20 protein-coding genes are annotated in these 21,097 nt (G+C 72.1%); 10 read left to right on the forward strand and 10 right to left on the reverse strand.

Features of this window, described 5'->3' with window-relative positions; translation table 11 throughout:
• Window positions 1–23 precede the first annotated feature (23 nt).
• Both ACGFYN_RS28455 and ACGFYN_RS28460 read left to right on the forward strand, forming a co-directional pair.
• Window positions 24–449, forward strand: a complete 426-nt coding sequence (locus ACGFYN_RS28455) for a pyridoxamine 5'-phosphate oxidase family protein (RefSeq protein WP_393868731.1) — start codon at window positions 24–26, stop codon at window positions 447–449.
• Between the two features lie 26 nt (window positions 450–475).
• Window positions 476–1,141: a pyridoxal 5'-phosphate synthase gene (locus ACGFYN_RS28460; RefSeq protein WP_393868732.1), complete on the forward strand. Its 666-nt coding sequence runs from the start codon at window positions 476–478 to the stop codon at window positions 1,139–1,141.
• A gap of 3 nt (window positions 1,142–1,144) precedes the next feature.
• On the opposite strand, the gene ACGFYN_RS28465 is transcribed toward ACGFYN_RS28460, so the two are convergent.
• Genes ACGFYN_RS28465 through ACGFYN_RS28480 form a run of 4 tightly spaced genes read right to left on the reverse strand, consistent with a single transcriptional unit; the run spans window position 1,145 to window position 3,553 of the window.
• Entirely contained in the window at window positions 1,145–2,005 is an 861-nt protein-coding gene (locus tag ACGFYN_RS28465) for a GNAT family N-acetyltransferase (protein ID WP_393868733.1), read from the reverse strand.
• Between the two features lie 53 nt (window positions 2,006–2,058).
• On the reverse strand, window positions 2,059–2,658 hold the full coding sequence (locus ACGFYN_RS28470) for a GNAT family N-acetyltransferase (protein ID WP_393868734.1): 600 nt from the start codon (window positions 2,656–2,658) through the stop codon (window positions 2,059–2,061).
• 50 nt (window positions 2,659–2,708) lie between these two features.
• Window positions 2,709–3,104: a Zn-ribbon domain-containing OB-fold protein gene (locus ACGFYN_RS28475; RefSeq protein ID WP_393868735.1), complete on the reverse strand. Its 396-nt coding sequence runs from the start codon at window positions 3,102–3,104 to the stop codon at window positions 2,709–2,711.
• The gene (locus ACGFYN_RS28480; protein ID WP_393868736.1) at window positions 3,101–3,553 is read right to left on the reverse strand and encodes a DoxX family protein; all 453 of its coding nucleotides are present in this window, start codon (window positions 3,551–3,553) and stop codon (window positions 3,101–3,103) included. Before ACGFYN_RS28480 ends, ACGFYN_RS28475 begins: the two co-directional genes overlap by 4 nt.
• 213 nt (window positions 3,554–3,766) lie before the next feature.
• Between ACGFYN_RS28480 and ACGFYN_RS28485 the strand changes: the two genes are divergently transcribed.
• The 6 genes from ACGFYN_RS28485 to ACGFYN_RS28510 all read left to right on the forward strand — a co-directional run bounded on the left by ACGFYN_RS28485 (window position 3,767) and on the right by ACGFYN_RS28510 (window position 12,106).
• Window positions 3,767–5,347, forward strand: coding sequence for a subtype B tannase (locus tag ACGFYN_RS28485; protein ID WP_393868890.1), 1,581 nt, complete (start codon window positions 3,767–3,769; stop codon window positions 5,345–5,347).
• A gap of 153 nt (window positions 5,348–5,500) precedes the next feature.
• Window positions 5,501–6,688 carry a flavin-containing monooxygenase gene (locus ACGFYN_RS28490; protein ID WP_393868737.1) on the forward strand — a complete coding sequence of 396 codons (1,188 nt, stop codon included), beginning with the start codon at window positions 5,501–5,503 and terminating at the stop codon, window positions 6,686–6,688.
• A gap of 141 nt (window positions 6,689–6,829) precedes the next feature.
• Window positions 6,830–8,341: a flavin monoamine oxidase family protein gene (locus tag ACGFYN_RS28495; RefSeq protein ID WP_393868738.1), complete on the forward strand. Its 1,512-nt coding sequence runs from the start codon at window positions 6,830–6,832 to the stop codon at window positions 8,339–8,341.
• A gap of 103 nt (window positions 8,342–8,444) precedes the next feature.
• A complete protein-coding gene (locus ACGFYN_RS28500; RefSeq protein ID WP_393868739.1) occupies window positions 8,445–10,670 on the forward strand; it encodes an acetate--CoA ligase family protein in 2,226 nt (741 codons plus the stop codon).
• The gene (locus tag ACGFYN_RS28505) at window positions 10,661–11,467 is read left to right on the forward strand and encodes an enoyl-CoA hydratase/isomerase family protein (protein ID WP_393868740.1); all 807 of its coding nucleotides are present in this window, start codon (window positions 10,661–10,663) and stop codon (window positions 11,465–11,467) included. Before ACGFYN_RS28500 ends, ACGFYN_RS28505 begins: the two co-directional genes overlap by 10 nt.
• Before the next feature lie 42 nt (window positions 11,468–11,509).
• Window positions 11,510–12,106, forward strand: a complete 597-nt coding sequence (locus ACGFYN_RS28510) for a flavin reductase family protein (protein WP_393868741.1) — start codon at window positions 11,510–11,512, stop codon at window positions 12,104–12,106.
• Between the two features lie 10 nt (window positions 12,107–12,116).
• Here the strand turns inward: ACGFYN_RS28510 and ACGFYN_RS28515 are convergent, their stop codons facing one another.
• Window positions 12,117–13,463, reverse strand: coding sequence for an MFS transporter (locus tag ACGFYN_RS28515; protein WP_393868742.1), 1,347 nt, complete (start codon window positions 13,461–13,463; stop codon window positions 12,117–12,119).
• 71 nt (window positions 13,464–13,534) lie between these two features.
• Between ACGFYN_RS28515 and ACGFYN_RS28520 the strand changes: the two genes are divergently transcribed.
• A complete protein-coding gene (locus tag ACGFYN_RS28520; protein WP_393868743.1) occupies window positions 13,535–14,542 on the forward strand; it encodes a GlxA family transcriptional regulator in 1,008 nt (335 codons plus the stop codon).
• Window positions 14,543–14,646: 104 nt separating this feature from the next.
• On the opposite strand, the gene ACGFYN_RS28525 is transcribed toward ACGFYN_RS28520, so the two are convergent.
• The 3 genes from ACGFYN_RS28525 to ACGFYN_RS28535 all read right to left on the reverse strand — a co-directional run bounded on the left by ACGFYN_RS28525 (window position 14,647) and on the right by ACGFYN_RS28535 (window position 17,860).
• Window positions 14,647–15,696, reverse strand: coding sequence for a Zn-dependent alcohol dehydrogenase (locus ACGFYN_RS28525; protein ID WP_393868744.1), 1,050 nt, complete (start codon window positions 15,694–15,696; stop codon window positions 14,647–14,649).
• Window positions 15,696–16,847 (reverse strand): acyl-CoA dehydrogenase family protein, encoded by a 1,152-nt coding sequence (locus tag ACGFYN_RS28530; protein ID WP_393868745.1) that lies wholly within the window; start codon window positions 16,845–16,847, stop codon window positions 15,696–15,698. The genes ACGFYN_RS28525 and ACGFYN_RS28530 overlap by 1 nt, the downstream gene beginning before the upstream one ends.
• A gap of 98 nt (window positions 16,848–16,945) precedes the next feature.
• On the reverse strand, window positions 16,946–17,860 hold the full coding sequence (locus ACGFYN_RS28535) for an SDR family NAD(P)-dependent oxidoreductase (RefSeq protein WP_393868746.1): 915 nt from the start codon (window positions 17,858–17,860) through the stop codon (window positions 16,946–16,948).
• An 85-nt stretch (window positions 17,861–17,945) separates the two neighbouring features.
• On the opposite strand from ACGFYN_RS28535, the gene ACGFYN_RS28540 reads away from it, so the two are divergent.
• Window positions 17,946–18,872: a cyclase family protein gene (locus ACGFYN_RS28540; protein ID WP_393868747.1), complete on the forward strand. Its 927-nt coding sequence runs from the start codon at window positions 17,946–17,948 to the stop codon at window positions 18,870–18,872.
• A gap of 370 nt (window positions 18,873–19,242) precedes the next feature.
• Here ACGFYN_RS28540 and ACGFYN_RS28545 read toward each other — a convergent pair whose 3' ends face one another.
• On the reverse strand, window positions 19,243–19,704 hold the full coding sequence (locus ACGFYN_RS28545) for an ATP-binding protein (protein ID WP_393868891.1): 462 nt from the start codon (window positions 19,702–19,704) through the stop codon (window positions 19,243–19,245).
• Between the two features lie 487 nt (window positions 19,705–20,191).
• Window positions 20,192–21,097 carry an acyl-CoA dehydrogenase family protein gene (locus tag ACGFYN_RS28550; RefSeq protein WP_393868748.1) on the reverse strand — a complete coding sequence of 302 codons (906 nt, stop codon included), beginning with the start codon at window positions 21,095–21,097 and terminating at the stop codon, window positions 20,192–20,194.

Below are 21,097 nucleotides of genomic sequence, written 5' to 3' on the forward strand. Positions count from 1 at the left end.
CTTCGGCGTATGGAGGAACCGACATGGCCCTGACCCGCGAAGAACGCGAGGCGTTTCTCGCCGAGCCGCACATCGCCGCACTGGCGGTGGACGCGGGGGAGGGACGCGCCCCGCTGACCGTGCCGATCTGGTACCAGTACGAACCCGGCGGCAGCGTGTGGATCATGACGGGCGAGGAGTCCCGCAAGAACGAGCTGATCGTCGCCGCGGGCCGCTTCTGCCTCATGGTCGACCGGCTGGAGCCCACCATCCGGTACGTGTCCGTGGAAGGCCCGGTGACCGCGACCGAGCCCGCCACCTTCGAGCAGCTCAGGGAGATGTCGGCGCGCTACCTTCCGGCCGGCAAGGTCGACGGCTATGTGGACTTCGCCTGGAAGAACCACGGTCCGCAGGTCGTCGTCCGGATGCGGCCCGAGCGCTGGGTGTCGTCGGACCTCGGCACGGTCTGAGCCGCGGCGCACGTGACAATCGGGGCATGGGAACGGATCTGCACGAACTGCTGAGGTCACTTCGGGTGTGGGACCCGGAGGTGACGGCGCTGCCGCCCTTCGACCCGGCGGCCGCCCCCGACGCGCCACTGCCCCTGTTCACCACCTGGTTCGCCGAGGCGGTGGCGGCCGGCCAGACCGAGCCGCACACGATGTCGCTGGCCACGTCGGACGCGGCGGGCCTGCCGGACGTGCGGATCGTGATGCTGCACGGCGCGGACGAGGACGGCTGGTCGTTCGCCACCCACGCGACCAGCCACAAGGGCGCGCAGCTGGCGGCCCGCCCGCAGGCCGCCCTCGCCTTCTACTGGCCGGTGCTGGGCCGCCAGGTCCGCCTGCGCGGCCCGGTCACCGCCGCACCGGCGCAGGAGTCCCAGGGCGATCTGCACGCCCGCTCCACCGGCGCGCTGGCCGCCGCGCTGACCGGCCGCCAGAGCGAAGTCCTCGGCTCGCTGGACGAGTTGGCGCGTACGTCGCAGGCGGCCTGGGAACAGGCCCGGCGGGAACCGGACGCACCGGTTGCGACCTGGACCCTGTACCGCCTGCGCCCGGACACCGTGGAGTTCTTCCAGGGCGACGAACGACGGCGGCACGTACGGCTCAACTACCGCCGTGCGCCGAAGGGCTGGGCGCGCGAGCTGCTGTGGCCGTAGGGCTCACGCGGCGAAGGCGTACACCGCGAAGTCCGCCACCGGCCGGTACCCGATCCGCCGGTACAGCGCGTTGCTGGTCGGGTTGGCGAGGTCCGCGAAGAGCAGGACCTCGTCCGCACCCGCCGTCTGCGCGGCCCGGCTCACCTCGGCCGTGACCGCGCCGGCGTAGCCCCGGCCGCGCAGCGGGGCCGGGGTGTAGACAGGGGCCACGCGGAGCTGGCCTGCGACCATGGGCGTGGTGCCGGCCATGGAGAGCGGGGTGCCGTCGCCGTCCTCCCAGAGCGTGAGCCCGCCGGAGGCGATGCGCGTTTCGGCCCAGCGCTCCGCGCGCTGGGGCGCTCCCCCACCGATGGCCTCGGTGAACTCCCGGTACCAGCGCTCCAGTTGATCCCGGTCCGCCTCCCCGGCGACCCGCGCGCGCCCGGCCGGCCACGGCTGCGGAACCGTCAGCGTGCCCAGCCGGTACAGCCGGCTGCGTTCGACCGGCTTCGCCGTCCTGTCCGTGTGCCGCCGCCAGGCGCGGGCCAGCGCGGCGGCCGTGCCGACCTCGCCGGAGACACTCGGCAGGGGGCGGCCGAGGCCGGCCAGGTGGACGGCGAGCGAGTCGGCCCCCTCGGAGGTGAGGGGCGTGACCTGGAGCGGGTGGGGCGGGGTGCGGAAGTAGGCCGCCCGGACCGTGCCCTCGCGCTCCAGCACGCCGAAGTAGGGCGCCTCGTCGCCGTAGATGTCCGCACCGCGCGTCCGCAGCCCCTCGGTCACCGTCAGTGGGACCGTGTGCAGGGCGGGCCTGGAGCGCAGGAACTCCCCCGCGCGGGCGAGGAATTCGGGCAGGTCGTCGATGAGGTACCAGTCGTCGGGCCGCATGCTTCATGATCTCTCACGGCGGCCCGGGGCGCCTTCCTGTTTCGGAGCCCTCGCTAGGGGATCTCCGGCTCCGGGTCCGTCGCCAGCCGGCCGTGCAGATGGACGTCGCGGAAGGTGTCGTAGCGCCCGGCCTCGAACATCGCGCCGCGCAGGGTCCCTTCGTACCGGTAGCCGCATCGCTCGGCGACCCGGCAGGAGATCTCGTGGCCGAGCGCGTGGCCGAGTTCGAGCCGGTGCAGCGCCAGTTCGGTATGCGCCCAGCGGGAGACCACGGCCAGGGCGCGGACGGCGACGCCCCGCCCCCGGGCCTCGGGCAGCACCCAGTAGCCGACGCGGGCCACGCGCTGGACGGTGTCGATGGCGTTGACGCCGACGTGGCCCAGCACCGTCCCGCTCGCGGCGTCGAGCACGCAGTACGACGCCGCGCTCCCCTCCGCCGTCAGCCGCGTCTTCGAGCGCAGCGAGTCCCGTGCGCCGTCGGCGTCGGTGATCGGTCTGTGGGGGGTGTTCCAGCGCCGGAACTCCGGGTCGGTGGTCCCGCGCAGCCAGGCCGCGACATCGGCGTCGGACTCCGCGTCCCAGCCGCGCAGCCGGATGCCGGGACCGTGCAGTTCGGGCAGGAAGGCGGTGAGGTGCTCGTCGGTGGAGGCCACCGGCCCATTCAAACCCTTACGTCTCGTCCGCGTCACCCGGATTGCCCGCCTCACCCCGGCGGGCGGAACACCGGCGCCCCCTCCCGGAACGCGACCTCCAGCTCCATCCCCGCCCGCAGCCCGCTCTCCCCCGGCTGCACGACCTCCGTCATCATCCGCGGACCCTCCGCGAGGTCGACCACGGCGGCGACGTACGGCGTCCGCTCCCCGAAGGGCGGCAGGTCGTTGCGGTGGACCACGGACCAGGTGTAGAGCACGGCCCGGCCGCTCGCCCGCTCCCACGCGACGTCCTCGCTCCAGCAGAACGGGCAGAACTCCCGCGGGTAGTGGTGCGCCCGCCCGCACGCCCCGCACCGGCGGATCAACAGCCGGCCCTCGGCCGCCGCCTCCCAGTACGTCCGGGTGAAGGCGTCGGCCTCCGGCACGCCGAAGCGGGGGGCGCTCATCCGAAGAGCCCCAGCGCGCTGTCCAGCGACCAGGTCTGCCACGACATCGCGAACAGCGCGACCACCGACATCAGGGCCATCATCGAGTTCTGACCCTGCTCGGCCACCTCGTGGATCATGAGCGTGAAGTACAGGACGTTCAGGAGCAGTCCGCCGACCAGCGCGACCGGCGTCAGGAACCCGGCGACCAGCCCGAGGCCGATCGCCAGCTCCGCGTAGACCACCACGTACGCCATCGTCCGGGGCCGCGGTGCCACCATGACGTCGAAGCCGGACCGTACGGCGTTCCAGCGGTGCTTCGCCGCGATCGACGCCGCCCACGCGATGCCGGTGCCGCGCTCGAACCAGGCCTTGCGGTCCTTGTGCCGCCAGCTCTCCAGCCACCACAGCCCGAGGCCTATGCGCAGCACGGCCAGCCACTCAGCGCCACTGAGCCAGATCGAGTCCATGAATCTGACGGTACGTCAGATGCCGGGAACCCGGAACCCCGCGCGGCCGCCCTGAAGCCGTGCGCCGGCTGTGAAGCTGTGCATCCTCCGTGAATCCGCACGGATTGTTGGCAATTTTGTTTGCAGTCCCCCTACGTTCGCAGTCGACAGCCGACAAACCCCCGAGGGAGTCGAACCGTGAAGCACAGGGCAGTCAAGCGCAGGACCGTGGTGATGGGCATCGGAGCCACCGCGGGCATCGCCGCCGTCGGCGGTGTGGCCCTCAACGCGCAGGCGTCCAGCACCTCGTCGTCCTCTTCCGACCCACTGACCTTCGACCCGGACGCGTACACCAAGCTGACGACGACCGTCACGGACACCGCCGGCGACGAGCACCAGGTGACGTACCACTTCTGGAAGGCGATCACCTACGTCGCCGACCCGGTGGACGCCACGTACCAGTCGCTGATCGTCAGCGCACCGGTCGAGATCGACGGCGCGACGGTCGACCCCACGAACGCGCCGATCCTGCTGGCCAACTCCATCGGCGGCTACATGCCCTCCTCCGTCGCGGACGCCACCGGTGTCGGCGCCGGGGGCATGTCCGGCGGCGGCGCACCCAGCGGGAGCGCCACGCCGAGCGCCTCCGCCTCCGCGCCGGGCGCGAACGGCAACACCAACACCAACGCCACCGGCGGCGCCACCGCCTCCAACCAGCTCCTGGCGCTGGCCGCCGGCTACGTCGTCATCGAGCCGGGCGCCCGCGGCCGCAGCCTCAAGAACTCCTCCGGCGAGTACTACGGCACCGCCCCGGCCGCGATCGTCGACCTCAAGGCGGCGGTGCGCTACATCAAGCACAACCGCGGCCGCATCCCCGGCGACGTGGACCGGATCGTCTCCGCCGGGACGAGCGCGGGCGGCGCCCTGTCGTCGCTGCTCGGTGCGTCCGGCGACAGCCCGATCTACGAGAAGTACCTCAAGGAGCTGGGCGCCGCCGACGCCTCCGACGCGATCTTCGCGGTGGGCGCCTGGTGCCCGATCACCGACCTGGAGCACGCCGACGGCGCCTACGAGTGGAACTGGGGCACCAACGCGCTGAGCACGGGCAAGCAGGTGGACCAGACGGTCTCCAAGGCGCTCAGGGCCCAGTTCGCCGAATACCAGGCGCAGTTGAAGCTGCGCGGTCTGAACGGCTTCGGCCCGCTGACCGCTCGCAACTACGACGCGTACCTGGTCGAGCAGTACCTTCAGCCGTCGGCGACCACCTGTCTCGCCGCCCTCTCGGACGCGGACCGCGCGACATATCTGGCCAAGAACACCTTCATCACCTGGAAGAACGGCAAGGCCGCCTTCACCTGGGAGGACTTCCTCACCCACGTCGGCGCCCGCAAGAAGACCGTCCCGGCCTTCGACGCCTTCGACCTGTCGGCCGGCGAGAACAACGAGTTCGGCGCGGGCACCATCGAGAACCGCCACTTCACGGCGTACGGCGCGAAGAACGACACCACCGGGCTCGACAGCAAGCGGGTCGCCGCCGACATCCCCGGGAAGCTGCACCTGATGAACCCGATGTACCACCTGGTGGAGAAGGTCAACGGCCGCCGTGCCAAGCACTGGTGGATCCGCCTGGGCACCAGCGACTCCGACACCTCGCACGTGGTCTCCGCGAACCTGGCGGCCCGTCTGGCGGGCCTCGGCGACGACGTGAACCACCTCTACTACTGGGACCAGGGCCACGGCGCCAACACCGACCCGGGCGACTTCATCACCTGGATCGCCAAGGTGACGGGCCACCGCGCCAGGACCGGGAAGTAGGACCGGGGCGGGTGGGGCCCCGCGCGGAAACACCACAACGAGGTGGCCTACGTCACAAGCCCCACCCACTCCTCCTACACCCGTGATCAATCCGAAACCAATTCCGGGCTTGACCGAGACCCATCAACCCGGTGCGTGATTACGCTCGCGCTCATGGCCGACTCCATACCGTCTCCAACCCCCACGGACCGACCCGTCTACATCATCGGCGGCGGCCCGGCAGGACTCTCCGTCGCGTACACGCTGCGGGCCCGGGGCATACGCGCCGTCGTCCTGGAGAAGTCCGACCGCGTGGGCGCGGCCTGGCGGCGGCACTACGACCGGCTCCACCTGCACACCACCCGGCGCCTCTCGGCCCTGCCCGGGCTGCCCATACCGCGCCGGTTCGGGCGCTGGGTGGCCCGCGACGACATGGTGCGGTACCTGGAGAAGTACACCGAGGCGCACACGCTGGAGATCGTCACCGGCGTCGAGGTCTCCCGCATCGAGCGCTCCCCCGACGGCACCGGCTGGCTCCTGCACGCCACCGGCGGACGCGAGCTGACCGGAGCCGCCGTGGTCGTGGCCACCGGCCACAACCACAGGCCCTACGTCCCCGAGTGGGCCGGACGCGACACCTACAAGGGCGACTTCGTGCACGCCGGGGAGTACCGCAACCCCGCGCCCTACGCCGGGCGCGACGTCCTCGTCGTCGGAGCCGGCAACACCGGTGCCGAGATCGCCGTGGACCTGGTGGAGGGCGGCGCCTCGCGGGTGCGGCTGTCGGTGCGGACGGCTCCGCACATCGTGCGGCGCTCCACCGCCGGGTGGGCCGCCCAGTACACAGGGGTGATGGTGCGGCGGCTGCCGACCGGGGTCGTCGACCGGATGGCGCGGCCGATGGCCAAGCTGAGCGTGCCCGACCTCGCGGAGAAGGGGCTGCCCCGCCCGGAGACGGGCCTCTACACCCGGGTCAAGGAGGGGGCGATCCCGGTGCAGGACGTGGGCCTGATCGACGCCGTGCGCACCGGGAAGGTCGAGGTCGTGGCCGCCGTCGACGGCTTCGAGGGCGGCCAGGTCGTCCTCGCCGACGGCACCCGTGTCGCACCGGACGCCGTCGTCGCCGCCACCGGGTACGCCCGCGCCTTGGAGGGCCTCGTCGGCCATCTCGGCGTGCTGGACGAGAGGGGCAGACCCCTGGCGCACGGCGCCCGCACCTCGCAGCAGGCCCCCGGCCTCTACTTCACCGGCTTCACCACGCCCATCAGCGGAACGCTCCGTGAGGTGGCGATGGACGCCGAGAAGATCGCGAAGGCCGTCGCGAAGCGTGGCGGGGACACGCTGTCCCGGCTGCCCGGATGACGTAGGAACCCTCAACTGCCTTCTTCGGCGCTCCCGTTACGCACGAGCCAGATGCGACGGGAGCGTTGAAGCGTGCCGCCTTGCGGGGCCAGAATGTGAACACTGCTCACTTTCTGGCCCCACACTCTCTCCACCCGGAGGATGCACGTGGCACGCGAAAGACAGCACAACCCCCGCCCCCTGACCCGGCGTTCACTGCTCGGCGGTGCCGCCGCCGCTGCCGGGGCCGTCACCCTCACCGGCACCGCCGCCGGTCCGGCGGCCGCGGCGGGTTCGCGGACCGTGGACGTCGCGATCGTCGGCGGCGGGCTCGCCGGACTGACGGCCGCCCGCGACCTGGTGGCCGGCGGGAAGACCGTGGCCGTCCTGGAGGCCCGCGACCGCGTCGGCGGCCGGGTCGTCAACCTGCCGCTGCCGGGCGGCGGTTTCACCGAGGGCGGCGGCGAGTTCATCGGCCCCACCCAGGACCGCATCAAGGCTCTCGCCGACTCCCTGGGCGTGGCGACCTTCACGACGTACAACACCGGCAAGAACCTCCTCTACAAGGACGGCACGAGGACCCCGTACGCCACCGACGGCATCCTCGGCTCGGTGCCGCCGATCGACGCGGCGGGCCTCGCCAACGCGGCGATCGTGCAGGCCTCGCTCGACGACATGGCCAAGCAGATCCCGCTGGACGCGCCCTGGACGGCGCCGAAGGCCGCCGAGTGGGACAAGCAGACCTTCGAGAGCTGGCTGAACGCCAACGCGATCGTCCCGTCGGCCAAGTTCCTGCTGGACGTGGCCTGTACGTCCGTCTTCTCGGCCCAGCCCCGCGAACTCTCCCTGCTCTTCGTCCTCTTCTACATAGCCGCCGCGGGCAACGAGTCGAACGTCGGCAGCCTGGAGCGCCTGACCGACACCGCGAACGGCGCCCAGGAGTCCCGCTTCGTCGGCGGCTCCCAGCAGGTGCCGATCAAGCTGGCCGCCACACTCGGCGACCGCGTGGTGCTGAGCGCGCCCGTGCGCTCGATCACGCGGTCCGGCGGCAGGTACGTCGTCACGGCCGACGGCATCACGGTGACCGCCAAGAAGGTCGTCGTCGCCGTACCGCCGCCGCTCGCGGCCCGTATCTCCTACGATCCCCTGCTCCCGGCCGCCCGCGACCAGTTGAGCCAGCGCCTGCCGATGGGCTCCATCGGCAAGGCGATCGCCGTCTACGACAGCCCCTTCTGGCGGGCCGACGGCCTCAACGGCCAGGTCGTCAGCGACTCCGGCGTGGTCCGCTCGACCTTCGACAACTCCCCGCCCAACGCCTCCTACGGCGCCCTGATGGGCTTCATCGAGGCCGATGAGATGCGCGCCTACGACGCAGCGAGCGCCGACGAGGTCAAGGCCGCGGTCCTGAAGGACTATGCCAACTACTTCGGCGACAAGGCCAAGTCGCCCACCTCCTTCGTCCTCCAGCGCTGGGACAACGAGGGCTTCTCCCGCGGCGGCCCGGTCGCCTACGCCCCGCCCGGGGTGCTCACCGAGTACGGCACCTCCCTGCGCAAGCCGGCGGGTGGCATCCACTGGGCGGGCACCGAGACCTCCACGCACTGGAACGGATTCATGGACGGAGCGGTGCGCTCGGGCGAGCGGGTGGCGAAGGAAGTGCTGGCGGAGTTGTAGCGGGCCGCAACCATTTGCGGCCCGACCCGTTCCTGACTGGGCGTCAGTTCAGTAATCTGACAGTGCGTCAGTTATTTGCTGTCACACAGGAGCGGGCGGACCGATGCTTGGATCAACCCACGGCACCCTCACCACCGACTCCCGCCGGGCCCGGGTCATCGCCTGCGGCGAGCAACCCGGGCCCGCCGTCCACGGCCGGCCCGCGGACGTCGACGACCTCGACGTCGGCGGGCGGCCGCTGTACGCCGACGTACCCGACCTGGACCGGTTCTTCCACCCCGGGTCCGTCGCCGTGATCGGCGCCTCGGACACCGAGGGGCGGCCCAACACCGGCATCACCCGTCAGCTGGTGGCGTGGGCGGAGCGCGTCGGGGCGCGGCTGCACCCCGTGCACCCCAGCCGCCCGTCCGTCTTCGGGATCCCCTGCTCCCCCTCGGTCGCCGAGCTGCCCGAGCAGGTCGATCTCGCCGTCCTGCTGCTCGCCGACCCCTTCGCCGTGATCGAGGAACTGGCCGAGGCCAAGGTGAAGTTCGCGGTCGTCTTCGCCTCCGGGTTCGCCGAGACCGGCGCCGAGGGCGCGGCCGCGCAGGAGCGGCTCGCCGCCTCCGTGGCCCGCTCCGGGATGCGGCTGCTGGGGCCCAACACCAACCTCAACGCCTTCGAGCACTTCCGGGACGACCTCGACGGGCCCGCCATCGCCCTGATCACCCAGTCCGGGCACCAGGGCCGCCCCGTCTTCTCCCTCCAGGAGCTCGGCATCCGCCTCTCCCACTGGGCGCCCACCGGCAACGAGGCCGACCTGGAGACCGCCGACTTCATCTCCTACTTCGCCGAGCGGCCCGAGGTCGGCGCCATCGCCTGCTACGTGGAGGGGCTGAAGGACGGCCGGTCGTTCCTGCTCGCCGCCGATCGGGCCGCCCGGCGGGGGGTGCCCGTCGTCGCCGTCAAGGTGGGCCGCACCGAGACCGGCGCCCGTACGGCCGCCTCCCACACCGGCAAGCTGACCGGCGCGGACACCGTGGTGGACGCGGCGATGCGGCAGTTCGGGGTGATCCGGGTGGACGGGCTCGACGAACTGCAGGACACCGCCGCCCTGCTGGCCCGCGCCCGGCCGCCGCGCGCCGAGGGCGTCGTCGTCTACTCGATCTCCGGTGGCACCGGCGCCCACTTCGCCGACCTGGCCACGGAGGCGGGCCTGCGGCTGCCGGCCCTGTCCGAGGCGAAGCAGACCGAGCTGCACCAGTGGATACCGGAGTACCTGAGCGTGGCCAACCCCGTCGACAACGGCGGGCACCCGGTGGGCGACCACCGCGGCCAAAAGATCATCGACGCGATCCTCGACGACCCCGGGGTGGGCGTCCTGATCTGCCCGATCACCGGCCCTTTCCCGCCGCTCAGCGACCGTCTGGTGCAGGACCTGGTGGACGCGGCCGAGCGGACCGACAAGCTGGTCTGCGTGGTCTGGGGGTCGCCCGTCGGCACCGAACCCGCCTACCGGGACGTCCTGCTGGGCTCCTCCCGGGTCGCCACCTTCCGTACCGTCGCGAACTGCATCACCGCCGTCCGCGCCTACCTCGACCACCACCGCTTCGTCACCGGCTACCGCTCGCCCTTCGACGAGGCCCCCCGAGCCACCTCGCCCTCCTTCCGCAAGGCGCAGGCCCTGATGTGCCCGGGCCGGCAGCTCAGCGAGCACGCGGCGAAGCAGCTGCTGCGGGCGTACGGGATCCGCGTCCCGCGCGAGCAGCTGGTGACCAGTGCGGCGGCGGCCGTCCGCGCGGCGAGTCTGGTCGGCTACCCGGTGGTGATGAAGGCGTCCGGCGCGCAGATCGCCCACAAGACCGAGCTGGGGCTGGTGAAGATCGGGCTCACCTCGGCCAGCCAGGTCCGCGACGCCTACCGCGAGCTGACGGACATCGCCCGCTATGAGGGGGTGGCCCTGGACGGTGTCCTGGTCTGCCAGATGGTGGAGCGGGGCGTGGAGATGGTCGTCGGCGTCACGCACGACGAGCTGTTCGGGCCGACGGTGACGGTAGGGCTCGGCGGGGTGCTGGTCGAGGTCCTGCGGGACGTCGCCGTCCGCGTGCCGCCCTTCGGCGAGGACCAGGCCCGGGACATGCTCGGCGACCTGCGCGGGCGGGCCCTGCTCGACGGCGTGCGCGGACGCCCGCCGGCCGATCTCGACGCGCTCGTCGAAGTCGTGCTGCGGGTGCAGCGGATGGCCCTCGAACTCGGGGACGGTCTCGCCGAGCTCGACATCAACCCGCTGATGGTGCTGCCCCAGGGGCAGGGCGCCGTGGCCCTGGACGCGCTGGCGGTGTGCCGGTGAGCGAGCAGACGTGGGTGCTGCACGAGACCGCGGGCCAGGTCGCGTACATCACGCTCAACAGGCCGGAGGCCCTCAACGCCCTCACCCCCGGGCAGCGCGACCGCGTCATCGCCCTGCTCGCGGACGCCTCGGCCGACCCGGACGTGCGGGCCGTCGTCCTCACCGGCACGGGCCGCGGCTTCTGCGCGGGAGCGGATCTGCGGGGCGGTGCGGGCTCGGGCGCGGGCGAGCGGGTCGCGGGCGACGTGGCCCGCACCCTGCGCCTCGGCGCCCAGCGGCTGGTCGCCGCCGTCCTCGACTGCGAGAAACCGGTGCTCGCCGCCGTGAACGGTACGGCGGCCGGCCTCGGCGCCCATCTCGCGCTCGCCTGCGACCTGGTCCTGGCCGCCGAATCGGCGCGCTTCATCGAGGTGTTCGTACGGCGCGGTCTGGTACCGGACGGCGGCGGGGCGTACCTCCTCCCCCGTCTGGTCGGCCCCCGGAGGGCCAAGGAGCTGATGTTCTTCGGCGACGCGCTCTCGGCCGCCGACGCCGAGCGCCTGGGCCTGGTCAACCGGGTCGTCGCGGACGGGGAGCTGGACAAGACGGCCCGCGAGTGGGCGGCGCGGCTGGCCGCCGGGCCCACTCGCGCCCTCGCCCTCACCAAGCAGCTCGTCAACGCCTCGCTCGACTCCGACCGCGCCACCGCTTTCGCCGCCGAGGCGGCCGCGCAGGAGATCAACATGACGACCGAGGACGCGCAGGAGGGCGTACGCAGCTTCGTGCGGCGCACCGACCCCGAGTACAGGGGCCGCTGACCCTTCCCATCTGACGAACCGTCAGCTTCAATGGAAGGCGTGATGGGACACGCAGGGGCGGCCGCGGCAGCCGTCCGCTACCTCAGGGCGGCCGGGGCTCCGGCCCCCGTGGACGCTCTGCCGCGCCCGGACCTCCGATGCGTCGGCGAGGACGAGCGGGCGCCGGTCGACCCGGCCGAGTTCCGGCGCGTCCTCGGCAGCTTCGCGACGGGCGTCACCGTCGTCACCGCCCCGGCGGCCCCCGGCGAGGACACCCCCGCGGGCTTCGCCTGCCAGTCGTTCTCCTCGCTCTCCCTCGAACCGCCGCTGATCGCCTTCATGGTCGGCCGTACGTCGACGACCTGGCCCCGCATCGCCCGCGCGGGCGTCTTCTGCGTCAACGTCCTCGCCGGCCACCAGGGCGGGCTGTGCCGGTCCTTCGCGGTGAGCGGCGCGGACAAGTTCGCGGGCGTGGCCCACGACGCGGCACCGGTCTCCGGCTCCCCGCGCCTGGCCGGCGCGCTCGCCTGGATCGACTGCACGATCCACGCGGTGCACACCGGCGGCGACCATCTGATCGTGGTGGGCCGGGTCGACGCGCTGGGCGCGGGCGACGAGGACGGGAAGCCCCTGCTCTTCCACAAGGGCCGGTTCCTGTAGGCCGGTTCCGCTAGGCCGTCGCCGCCGCCGTGACCGTCGCGGTCGCGGCCACCGGCTTGCGCCGGATCACCAGCGCCATCAGCGCCGCCGCCGCGCACAGCGCACCGGAGGCGTACCAGACCATGTCGTAGGAGCCGAAGACGTCGCGGGCCACGCCCCCGAGGAAGGCCACGAGCGCGGCGCCGACCTGGTGGGAGGCGAGGACCCAGCCGAAGACGATGGCGCTGTCGTCGCCGAACTGCTCGCGGCACAGGGCGACGGTCGGCGGGACGGTGGCGACCCAGTCGAGGCCGTAGAAGACGATGAAGAACAGCATCGGCGGGTGGACCGAAGGCGCCAGCAGCATCGGCAGGAACAGCAGGGAGATGCCGCGCAGGGCGTAGTAGACGGCCAGCAGGCGGCGCGGTTCGAAGCGGTCGGTGAACCAGCCGGAGGCGATCGTGCCGGCGACGTCGAAGACGCCGATGACCGCGAGCAGCGAGGCCGCCGCCGTGACGGGCATGCCGTGGTCGTGGGCGGCGGGCACGAAGTGGGTCTGGATCAGGCCGTTGGTGGAGGCGCCGCAGATCGCGAAGGTCCCGGCGAGCAGCCAGAAGGTGCCGGTGCGGGAGGCCTGCACCAGGACGCTGATCGTTCGGCGGGCGGCGCCGCGCGCGGGCGGGGGCTTCTCGACGAACTCCTCGGCGCCGTACGGCTTCAGGCCCACGTCCGCCGGGTGGTCGCGCAGCAGCAGCCAGACGAAGGGGACGACCGCGAGGGCGGCGAGGGCCACCGTGACCGCCGCGGGCCGCCAGTCGTGGGTCTCGACGATCCAGGACAGCACGGGCAGGAAGATCAGCTGCCCGGAGGCCGAGGCGGCGGTGAGGATGCCCGTCACCAGGCCGCGGCGCTCGGTGAACCAGCGGTTGGTGACCGTGGCGGCGAAGGCCAGGGCCATCGAGCCGCTGCCGAGACCGACCAGCAGACCCCAGCAGAGCATCAGTTGCCAGGCCGCCGTCATCCACACGGTCAGTCCGGAGCCGACCGCGATCACGGTCAGGGCCACGGCGACGACCTTGCGGATGCCGAAGCGGTCCATCAGGGCCGCGGCGAACGGGGCGGTGAGGCCGTAGAGCGCGAGGTTGACGGAGACCGCCGCGCCGATGGTGCCGCGCGACCAGCCGAACTCCTGGTGCAGCGGGTCGATCAGCAGTCCGGGGAGGGAACGGAATGCGGCCGCGCCGATGATCGTCACGAAGGTGACGGCGGCGACGAACCACGCCATGTGCACCGGCATTCTGCGGCTCCGCCGCAGGCGTGGCCTCTTGGCGGCCGGGGTGTTCTCTGCGGCGGCTGCGGCCTCGGTTGTCTGGGTCACGACATAGAGCATCCAGGCCGGGAGCGATCGCAGCCACTGGCCCGAAGGACAGCATTCGTTAGAATCGGGCCATGGACAAGGTCATGGATACGGTCACGGAGTTCCGCCCGCACCGCGTCGTCGTCCTCGCCATGGACGGACTGCTCCCCTTCGAGCTGGGCATCCCGCACCGCATCTTCGGGCGCCCGAAGGACGCCCTGGGCCGCCGGCTGTACGAGGTCATGACCTGCTCGGTCCGGCCGCCGGGCCCGGTGCGCACCGACGCCGACTTCTCGATCACGGTCGAGCACGGCCCGGAGCTGCTGGCCACCGCCGACACCGTCGTCGTCCCGGCGTCGTACGAACTCGGACCGGTCTTCGAGGAGGGTGTCCTGACCGCCGAGCTGGCCGCCGCCCTCGCCCACATCCGGCCCGGCACCCGGCTCGCCTCGATCTGCACGGGCGTCTTCGTCCTCGCCGCGGCCGGCTACCTGGACGGCCGGCCCGCGACCACGCACTGGGCGGAGACCGACCAGCTCCAGCGCCTCTTCCCGAAGATCGACGTCGACCCGGACGTGCTGTTCATCGACGACGGCGACGTCCTGACCTCCGCGGGCGTCGCGGCCGGCCTCGACCTGTGCCTGCACATGGTGCGCCGCGACCACGGCACGGCGGTCGCCAACGAGGTGGCCCGCCGCACGGTCGTGCCGCCGCACCGGGACGGCGGGCAGGCGCAGTACATCGAACGCCCGGTGCCCGAGCCCCAGTTGGCCACCACGACCGGCGCCCGCGCCTGGGCCCTGGGCCGCCTGCACGAGCCGATCCAGTTGCGCGACATGGCCGCCCAGGAGTCCATGTCCGTACGCACCTTCACGCGCCGCTTCCGCGAGGAGGCCGGCGTCAGCCCCGGCCAGTGGCTGACCCAGCAGCGCGTGGAGCGGGCGCGGCACCTGCTGGAGTCCAGCGACCTGTCCGTGGACCAGGTGGCGCAGGAGGCCGGGTTCGGTACGGCCCAGTCGATGCGGCAGCACCTCCAGACGGCGCTGGGGATCACCCCCACCGCCTACCGCCGCACCTTCCGCACCGGCGTCAGAACGTGAGAGCCGTCGTCGTCAGCACGTGAGAGCCGTCGTCGTCAGCACGTGAGAGCCGTCGTCGTCAGCACGTGAGAGCCGTCGTCGTCAGCACGTGAGAGCCGTCGTCGTCAGAACGTGAGCACCCCGCGCGCGACCCGCCCCGCCTCCGCGTCCGCCTCGGCCTTCGCGAAGTCCTCGACGGGATAGGTCTCCGTCACCAATTCGTCCAGCAGCAGCCGCCCCGCCCGGTACAGCTCGGCGTACCGGGCGATGTCCCGCTGCGGCCGTGAAGACCCGTACCGGCAGCCGAGGATGGACTTGTCGAGGTACATGGAGGAGACGAGGAAGGACGCCTCCGCGGTCGCCGGCGGGACGCCGAGCAGCACCGCCTGGCCGTGCCGGTCCAGCAGATCGATCGCCTGCCGGATCAGCTCCACCCGCCCGACGCACTCGAAGGCGTGGTCGGCCCCCGTCGGCAGGATGTCCTTCACCCCGTCCGTCGACGTCAGGAAGTCCGTCGCCCCGAACTGCCGGGCCACCGCCTCCTTCGCCGGGTTGGCGTCGACGGCGACGATCCTCAGTGCCCCGGCGATCCGGGCGCCCTGGATGACGTTGAGCCCGATGCCGCCGGTGCCGATGACGAGGACCGACTCCCCGCGGTCCACCCGCGCCCGGTTGAGCACGGCCCCCACCCCGGTCAGCACCCCGCACCCGATCAGGGCGGCGGACGGCAGCGGGATGTCCTTGGGTATCCGGACCGCCTGCACCGCCTTCACCACGGTCCGCTCCGCGAACGCGGAGTTCGAGGCGAACTGGTACACCGGCCGCCCGCCCCGCGTGAACGGCTGCCCCGGCCGGCCGATCGCCTGCCGGCACATCGTCGGCCGCCCGCGGTCGCACTGCGCGCACGTACCGCAGTTGGCGAGCGTGGACAGGGACACATGGTCACCGGGCACGACATGCGTGACCCCGGCGCCGACCGCCTCGACCACGCCCGCCCCCTCATGCCCCAGCACCACGGGGACGGGGAAGGGTATGGTCCCGTCCACCACGGACAGATCGCTGTGGCACAGCCCGGCCGCCGAGATCGCGACCAGCACCTCCCCCGGTCCCGGATCCCGCACCTCCAGGTCGTCCACGACCTCGACCCGCTTGCCGTCGAACAGCACTCCGCGCATCAGGCGACTCCCTTGGGCTCCCTCGGCAGGCCGAGCACGCGCTCGGCGATGATCGTGCGCTGAACCTGGTCCGAGCCGCCGTAGATGGTGTCGGCCCGGGAGAAGAGGAACAGGTGCTGCAAGGCGTCGAGTTCGTACGGTGCCGGGGACGACCAGTCCACCGGCCCGACCGCGGCCGCCGCCCCGCGCACCTCCATGGCCAGCTCTCCGAGCCGCTGATGCCAGCCGCCCCACAGCAGCTTCGCCGCGCTGGGCGCCCCAGGGTCCCGCGAACTGCCCAGCGTCCGCAGGGCGTTCCACCGCATGGCCCGCAGCTCGGCCCACTGCCGCACCAGCCGCTCCCGTACGACGGGATCGGCGACGGCCCCCGTCTTCACCGCAGCCTCGACGACCCGTCCCAGCTCGGCCGCGAACCCGATCTGCTGAGCGAGTGTGGACACCCCCCGCTCGAACCCCAGCAGACTCATCGCGACCTGCCAGCCGCCCCCGAGGCCCCCGACGACATGATCCGCACGGGCGCAAGCCCCGTCGAAGAACACCTCGTTGAAGTCGCTGGTCCCGGTCATCTGCCGGATCGGCCGCACCTCGATGCGCCCGGGCTGGTCCATCGGCACGAGCAGGAAGCTCAGCCCGCGGTGCCGCGTCGAACCTGGCTCGGTCCGCGCCAGCACGAAGCACCAGTCGGCCTCATGGGCGAGCGAGGTCCAGATCTTCTGCCCGCTGATCCGGTACGTCCCGTCCGGTCCCCGCTCGGCCTTGGTGCGGATCCCGGCGAGATCCGACCCCGCACCGGGCTCGCTGTACCCCTGGCACCACAGCTCCCGGCCCCGGGCGATCGCCGGCAGGAACCGTGCCTTCTGCTCGTCCGTCCCGTGCGCCAGCAGGGTCGGCGCCAGCAGGTTCTCCCCGATGTGCCCGGTCCGCGGCGGCGCGACGGACCGCGCGTACTCCTCGGCCCAGACCACCTGCTGGGTGAGCGAGGCGGTCCGGTTCCCGAACCCCGCCTCCCCCCACCCGATCCCGACCCACCCGTCCCTGCCGAGAGTCCGCTCCCAGTCCCGGCGCCCCACCGCCCCCGGGGCATGCGCCGCAAGCCACTCCCGCACCTCACCCCGAAAGGTCTCGTCCTCACCACTGAACCCAAAGTCCACGAAGGCTCCTTAGCTGCAAGGCTTTCAGGGGCGCGGGGAACCGCGCGACAAGCCACGACGAACCCGCACCCGCACACCACAGACCCCCCGCCAACCCCTTAGGCGTTCGGCCGCTCCCCCCGCGCCGCCGCCCGCTCCATCGCCGCCAACCGCTCAAGCATCGGCATCGGATCCACCCCCACGGACCCCGGCAGGAACTCCGCGATCGACTCCGGCGTCCAGGAACCCCCTTCCGCGAAAGCCGAACGCAGTTCGTAGGGCTGCGCCCACACCGCCAGCTTCGCCCCGGCGATCGTGTACACCTGCCCGGTGATCCCGTGCTCCTTGGCCCGCTCGGACAGCAGATAGACGACGAGGGCAGCCACGTCCTCCGGCTCCCCCATCTCCGCCAACTCCACAGGAACGTTCGCGGACATCCGCGTGCGGGCGACGGGCGCCACCGCATTGGCGGTCACCCCGTACTTGTGAAGGCCCAGCGCAGCGCTCCGCACCAGCGAGATGATCCCGCCCTTCGCCGCGCTGTAGTTGGCCTGCGACACCGACCCCTGGTGGTTGCCGCTGGTGAACCCGATCAACGTCCCCGCCCGCTGCTTCCGCATCACCGCCGAGGCGGCCCGGAACACGGTGAACGTTCCCTTCAGATGTGTGGCGACGACCGGATCCCACTCCTCCTCGGACATGTTGAACAGCATCCGCTCACGCAGGATCCCGGCGACGCACACGACCCCGTCCAGGCGCCCGTACGAGGCCAGTGCGGTGTCCACGACCCGCTGCCCGCCGGCCATGGTGGAGATGTCGTCGGCGACGGCGACCGCCTCCCCGCCCGCCGCCTCGATCTCCTTGACGACGGCCTCGGCGATCTCGCTGGCCGGGGAGGCGCCGTCGACGGAGACGCCGTAGTCGTTGACGACGACCCGCGCTCCCTCGGCCGCCGCGGTCAGTGCGACCGCCCGCCCGATGCCCCGTCCGGCGCCCGTCACGGCGACGACCTTGCCTGCCAAGAAGTTCCCCACGTCCGGCCCCTTCCCGCGGTTTCTGACGGACCGTTAGATTTTATGACCCGTCAGATACCTGGAGACAAGCCCCCGGGGAGGACCGATGTCGCTGCCGGATTCGTTCCACGAGATCGCCAAGCGCGTGAACAACTGGGGTCGTTGGGGCTCCGACGACGAGATCGGCACGCTCAACCTGATCACCGACGAGGTCGTGCGCGAGGCCGCCGCGACCGTCCGCTCGGGCCGCCGCGTTCCGCTCGCCCTGCCCCTGAAGCAGGACGGCGTGCAGACCGGGATGATCCCGGGCCGGGTCAACCCCCTGCACACGATGGTGCAGATCAACCAGGAGCTGTTCGGTCCCGGCACGGTCGCCTGCAGCGACGACGCCGTGACCATGGGCCTCCAGGCGGCCACCCACTGGGACGCGCTGCCCCATGTCTCACACTCGGGGCGGCTCTACAACGGCCGTCCGGCCGGCACCGTCACCGCGCACGGCGGCGCCGAGTTCGCCGGCATCGACAAGGCGCGGCACATCGTCTCGCGCGGGGTGCTGCTGGACGTGGCACACGCACGGGGCGTGGACCGGCTGGAGGGCGGGCACGCGGTGACCCCCGAGGACCTGGAGGCCGCCGAGGAGTTCGGCGGCACGCGCGTGCGGGCCGGCGACATCGTCCTCGTACGGACCGGGCAGATCCAGGTCTGTCTCGCCGGCGACAGGGAGGCGTACGGCTACCCCTCGCCGGGCCTCTCGGTCCGTACGCCGGAGTGGTTCCACGCGCGCGATGCCGCCGCCGTGGCCAACGACACCCTGACCTTCGAGATCTTCCCTCCCGAGATCGAGGATCTGTGGCTGCCCGTGCACGCGCTCGACCTGGTGGAGATGGGCATGCTGCAGGGTCAGAACTGGAATCTCGAAGAGTTGTCCACAGCCTGTGGAGAAGCGGGCCGGTACGCGTTCCTGCTCTCGGCGATGCCCGAGCCGTTCGTCGGCGCGACGGGAACTCCCGTGGCCCCCGTCGCCGTGCTGTGAGGCCACACGGCCGGCGGCGCGGCGCTCCCGCCCCGAGCACGGCACCACGCACCGCCGACCGCCTTCGGCGCACCCCGCCGATTCCTCCTGGCCCCTGAACGGAACCGGCGCCGAACCGCGATCCGCGCTCGACGGGGGCTCCCGTCACCGAAGCCCTCGCCGTCCCCTCACGGCGACTCGCAGACCAACAGCGTGATCAAACGGGCACGTTGCGTCAACACCCGTACGGAGATTTATTACTTAAGCCCTATTTGCCGAGGGCGCGCACGGAAGCACGTCCCGGCGCATCGCACCCGGCCGGACCTGACAGGACGGGGGTCGTTGCGACCGTGCACCGCAGCTGACCGGACTCCCGGCTTCCGTGCGCCGGTCACACCACCTCGAACGCCAGCCCCTCGTACGCCGGCACGCCACGCATGCAGGACTCCGCCTCCTGGCGGGACTGTGCACAGCGGTCGAGTTCGCACCAGATGCGCTTGCCGGCACCCTCGGGGCTCCAGCCCCAGCGGTCGGCGAGACCGTCGACGAGGGCGAGGCCGCGGCCGCCGGTCGCGTCACCGTCGACGCAGCGCGGCACGGGGGCCCGGTCGCTGCTGTCGGCCACCTCCAGGCGGACGGTGGCCGATTCGCCGGCCACACCGGGCAGGCACAGGCGCAGGACGGCCGGACAACCGGTGTGCACCACGGCGTTGGTGACCAGTTCGGAGACGAGCAGGATCAGCGTCTCGGCGAGCGGCTCGTCGGCCTCTATGCCGGACCCGGCGAGACGCGAACGAGCCCACTTTCGGGCTCGCCCCACCTCAGCGGGGTCGGGCCGGACTTCCAGCTGCACCTGAAGCACCTGCACCGCTCACACCATCCGAACCGGCGGACACATGACCTCGCGCCACGCGCGCGCCGCGACGAGGGCCACGATCGTAGCCATTTTCTGCATGGCCAGAACAATGGCCAGTGCAGAGCCCAGAGCAAGGGTCACGGAACGTGAATCCCTTAAAAGACAGCATGGTTGACGTACAGTCACGCCAACAAGCGCTTCGGGCATATTCCAGCGCGAAGGAGTACCCGTGCGGCATACTGTGCGACGCTCACTGCGGGGAGTCGAACAGGCCTGTTTAGGCATCACCCCGGGGGCAACACCGGCACGGCACGCGCTCGGAACCACTCGCATCCCACAGAAGGTACCGGAGCGGGGCGCCGACTCCAGGACGTGACGGGTCACGCATAGGACACAACCCGATATCAACGCTCCGTAATTCCGGTATGCCACAATCCGCGACATCTGCGAGGTCCGATTCCGCGACATCGCAGGCCCATGCCGGTCACCCGGTCAGATCGGCCGCGAGCAGCTCCTCACTCTCCGTAGCGCCGCCGCCACGTTGCGCCCGGACCCAGGTCCGCTTCAGGTGCAGGTGCACCTCGCTCTCCCAGGTGAAGCCCATCCCGCCGTGCACCTGGAGGCAGTCGCGGGCGCCGCGCTCGGCGGCCTCGTCCGCGAGCAGCCGGGCCGCGGCGATGTCGGCCCGGTCGGCGGTGACGGCGGCCGCGTAGACGGCCGCGCGGGCGACCTCGGCCCGCACCAGCATCTGCGCGCACAGATGCTTGACCGCCTGGAAGGCCCCGATCGGCTGCCCGAACTGCTCGCGAGTCCGGGCGTGTTGCACGGCCAGCTCACAGACACGCGTGGCCGTGCCGAGTTGCTCGGCGGCGGTCAGCAGGACGGCGACGGGATCGGTACGGGCCGGTGCGGGCACCCGGTGCAGGGGCGTCAACGGATCGACCGACTTCATCGGCAGGGCCCCCTCGGCGCCCCGCCGCACCACGTCCGCCTCGGCCAGCCACTCCACGAGCCGCCCGTCGGCGGCGGCCACGACCACCTCCCCCGTGGCCGCGCCGGGCACCTCCCCGGCGGCAAGATGCGTGGCGACAAGCGGCCCGGGCACCAGCGCCCGCCCGGCCTCCTCGAACACCAACACGGCCTCGGGCAACCCGAGCCCGACGCCTCCCTCCGCCTCGGACAACCGCATCGAGAAGAACCCGAGCCCACCGAGAGCCCGCCACATCTCCCGATCAAGACGGGGCGGTGAATCGCCGGCCCGTGCAGTGCCGATCAGGGACGCGGGGAACTGCGCGACCAGCCACGACGAGCCGCTCGCCGCCCGGCGGCCGATCGCAGTCCGCACGGCGCGGCGCAACTCCCGATGCTCCTCGCTCAATTGAAACCGCAC

Origin of the sequence: Streptomyces sp. NPDC048419 (assembly GCF_043200415.1) — a bacterium.
GTDB lineage: Bacteria > Actinomycetota > Actinomycetes > Streptomycetales > Streptomycetaceae > Streptomyces.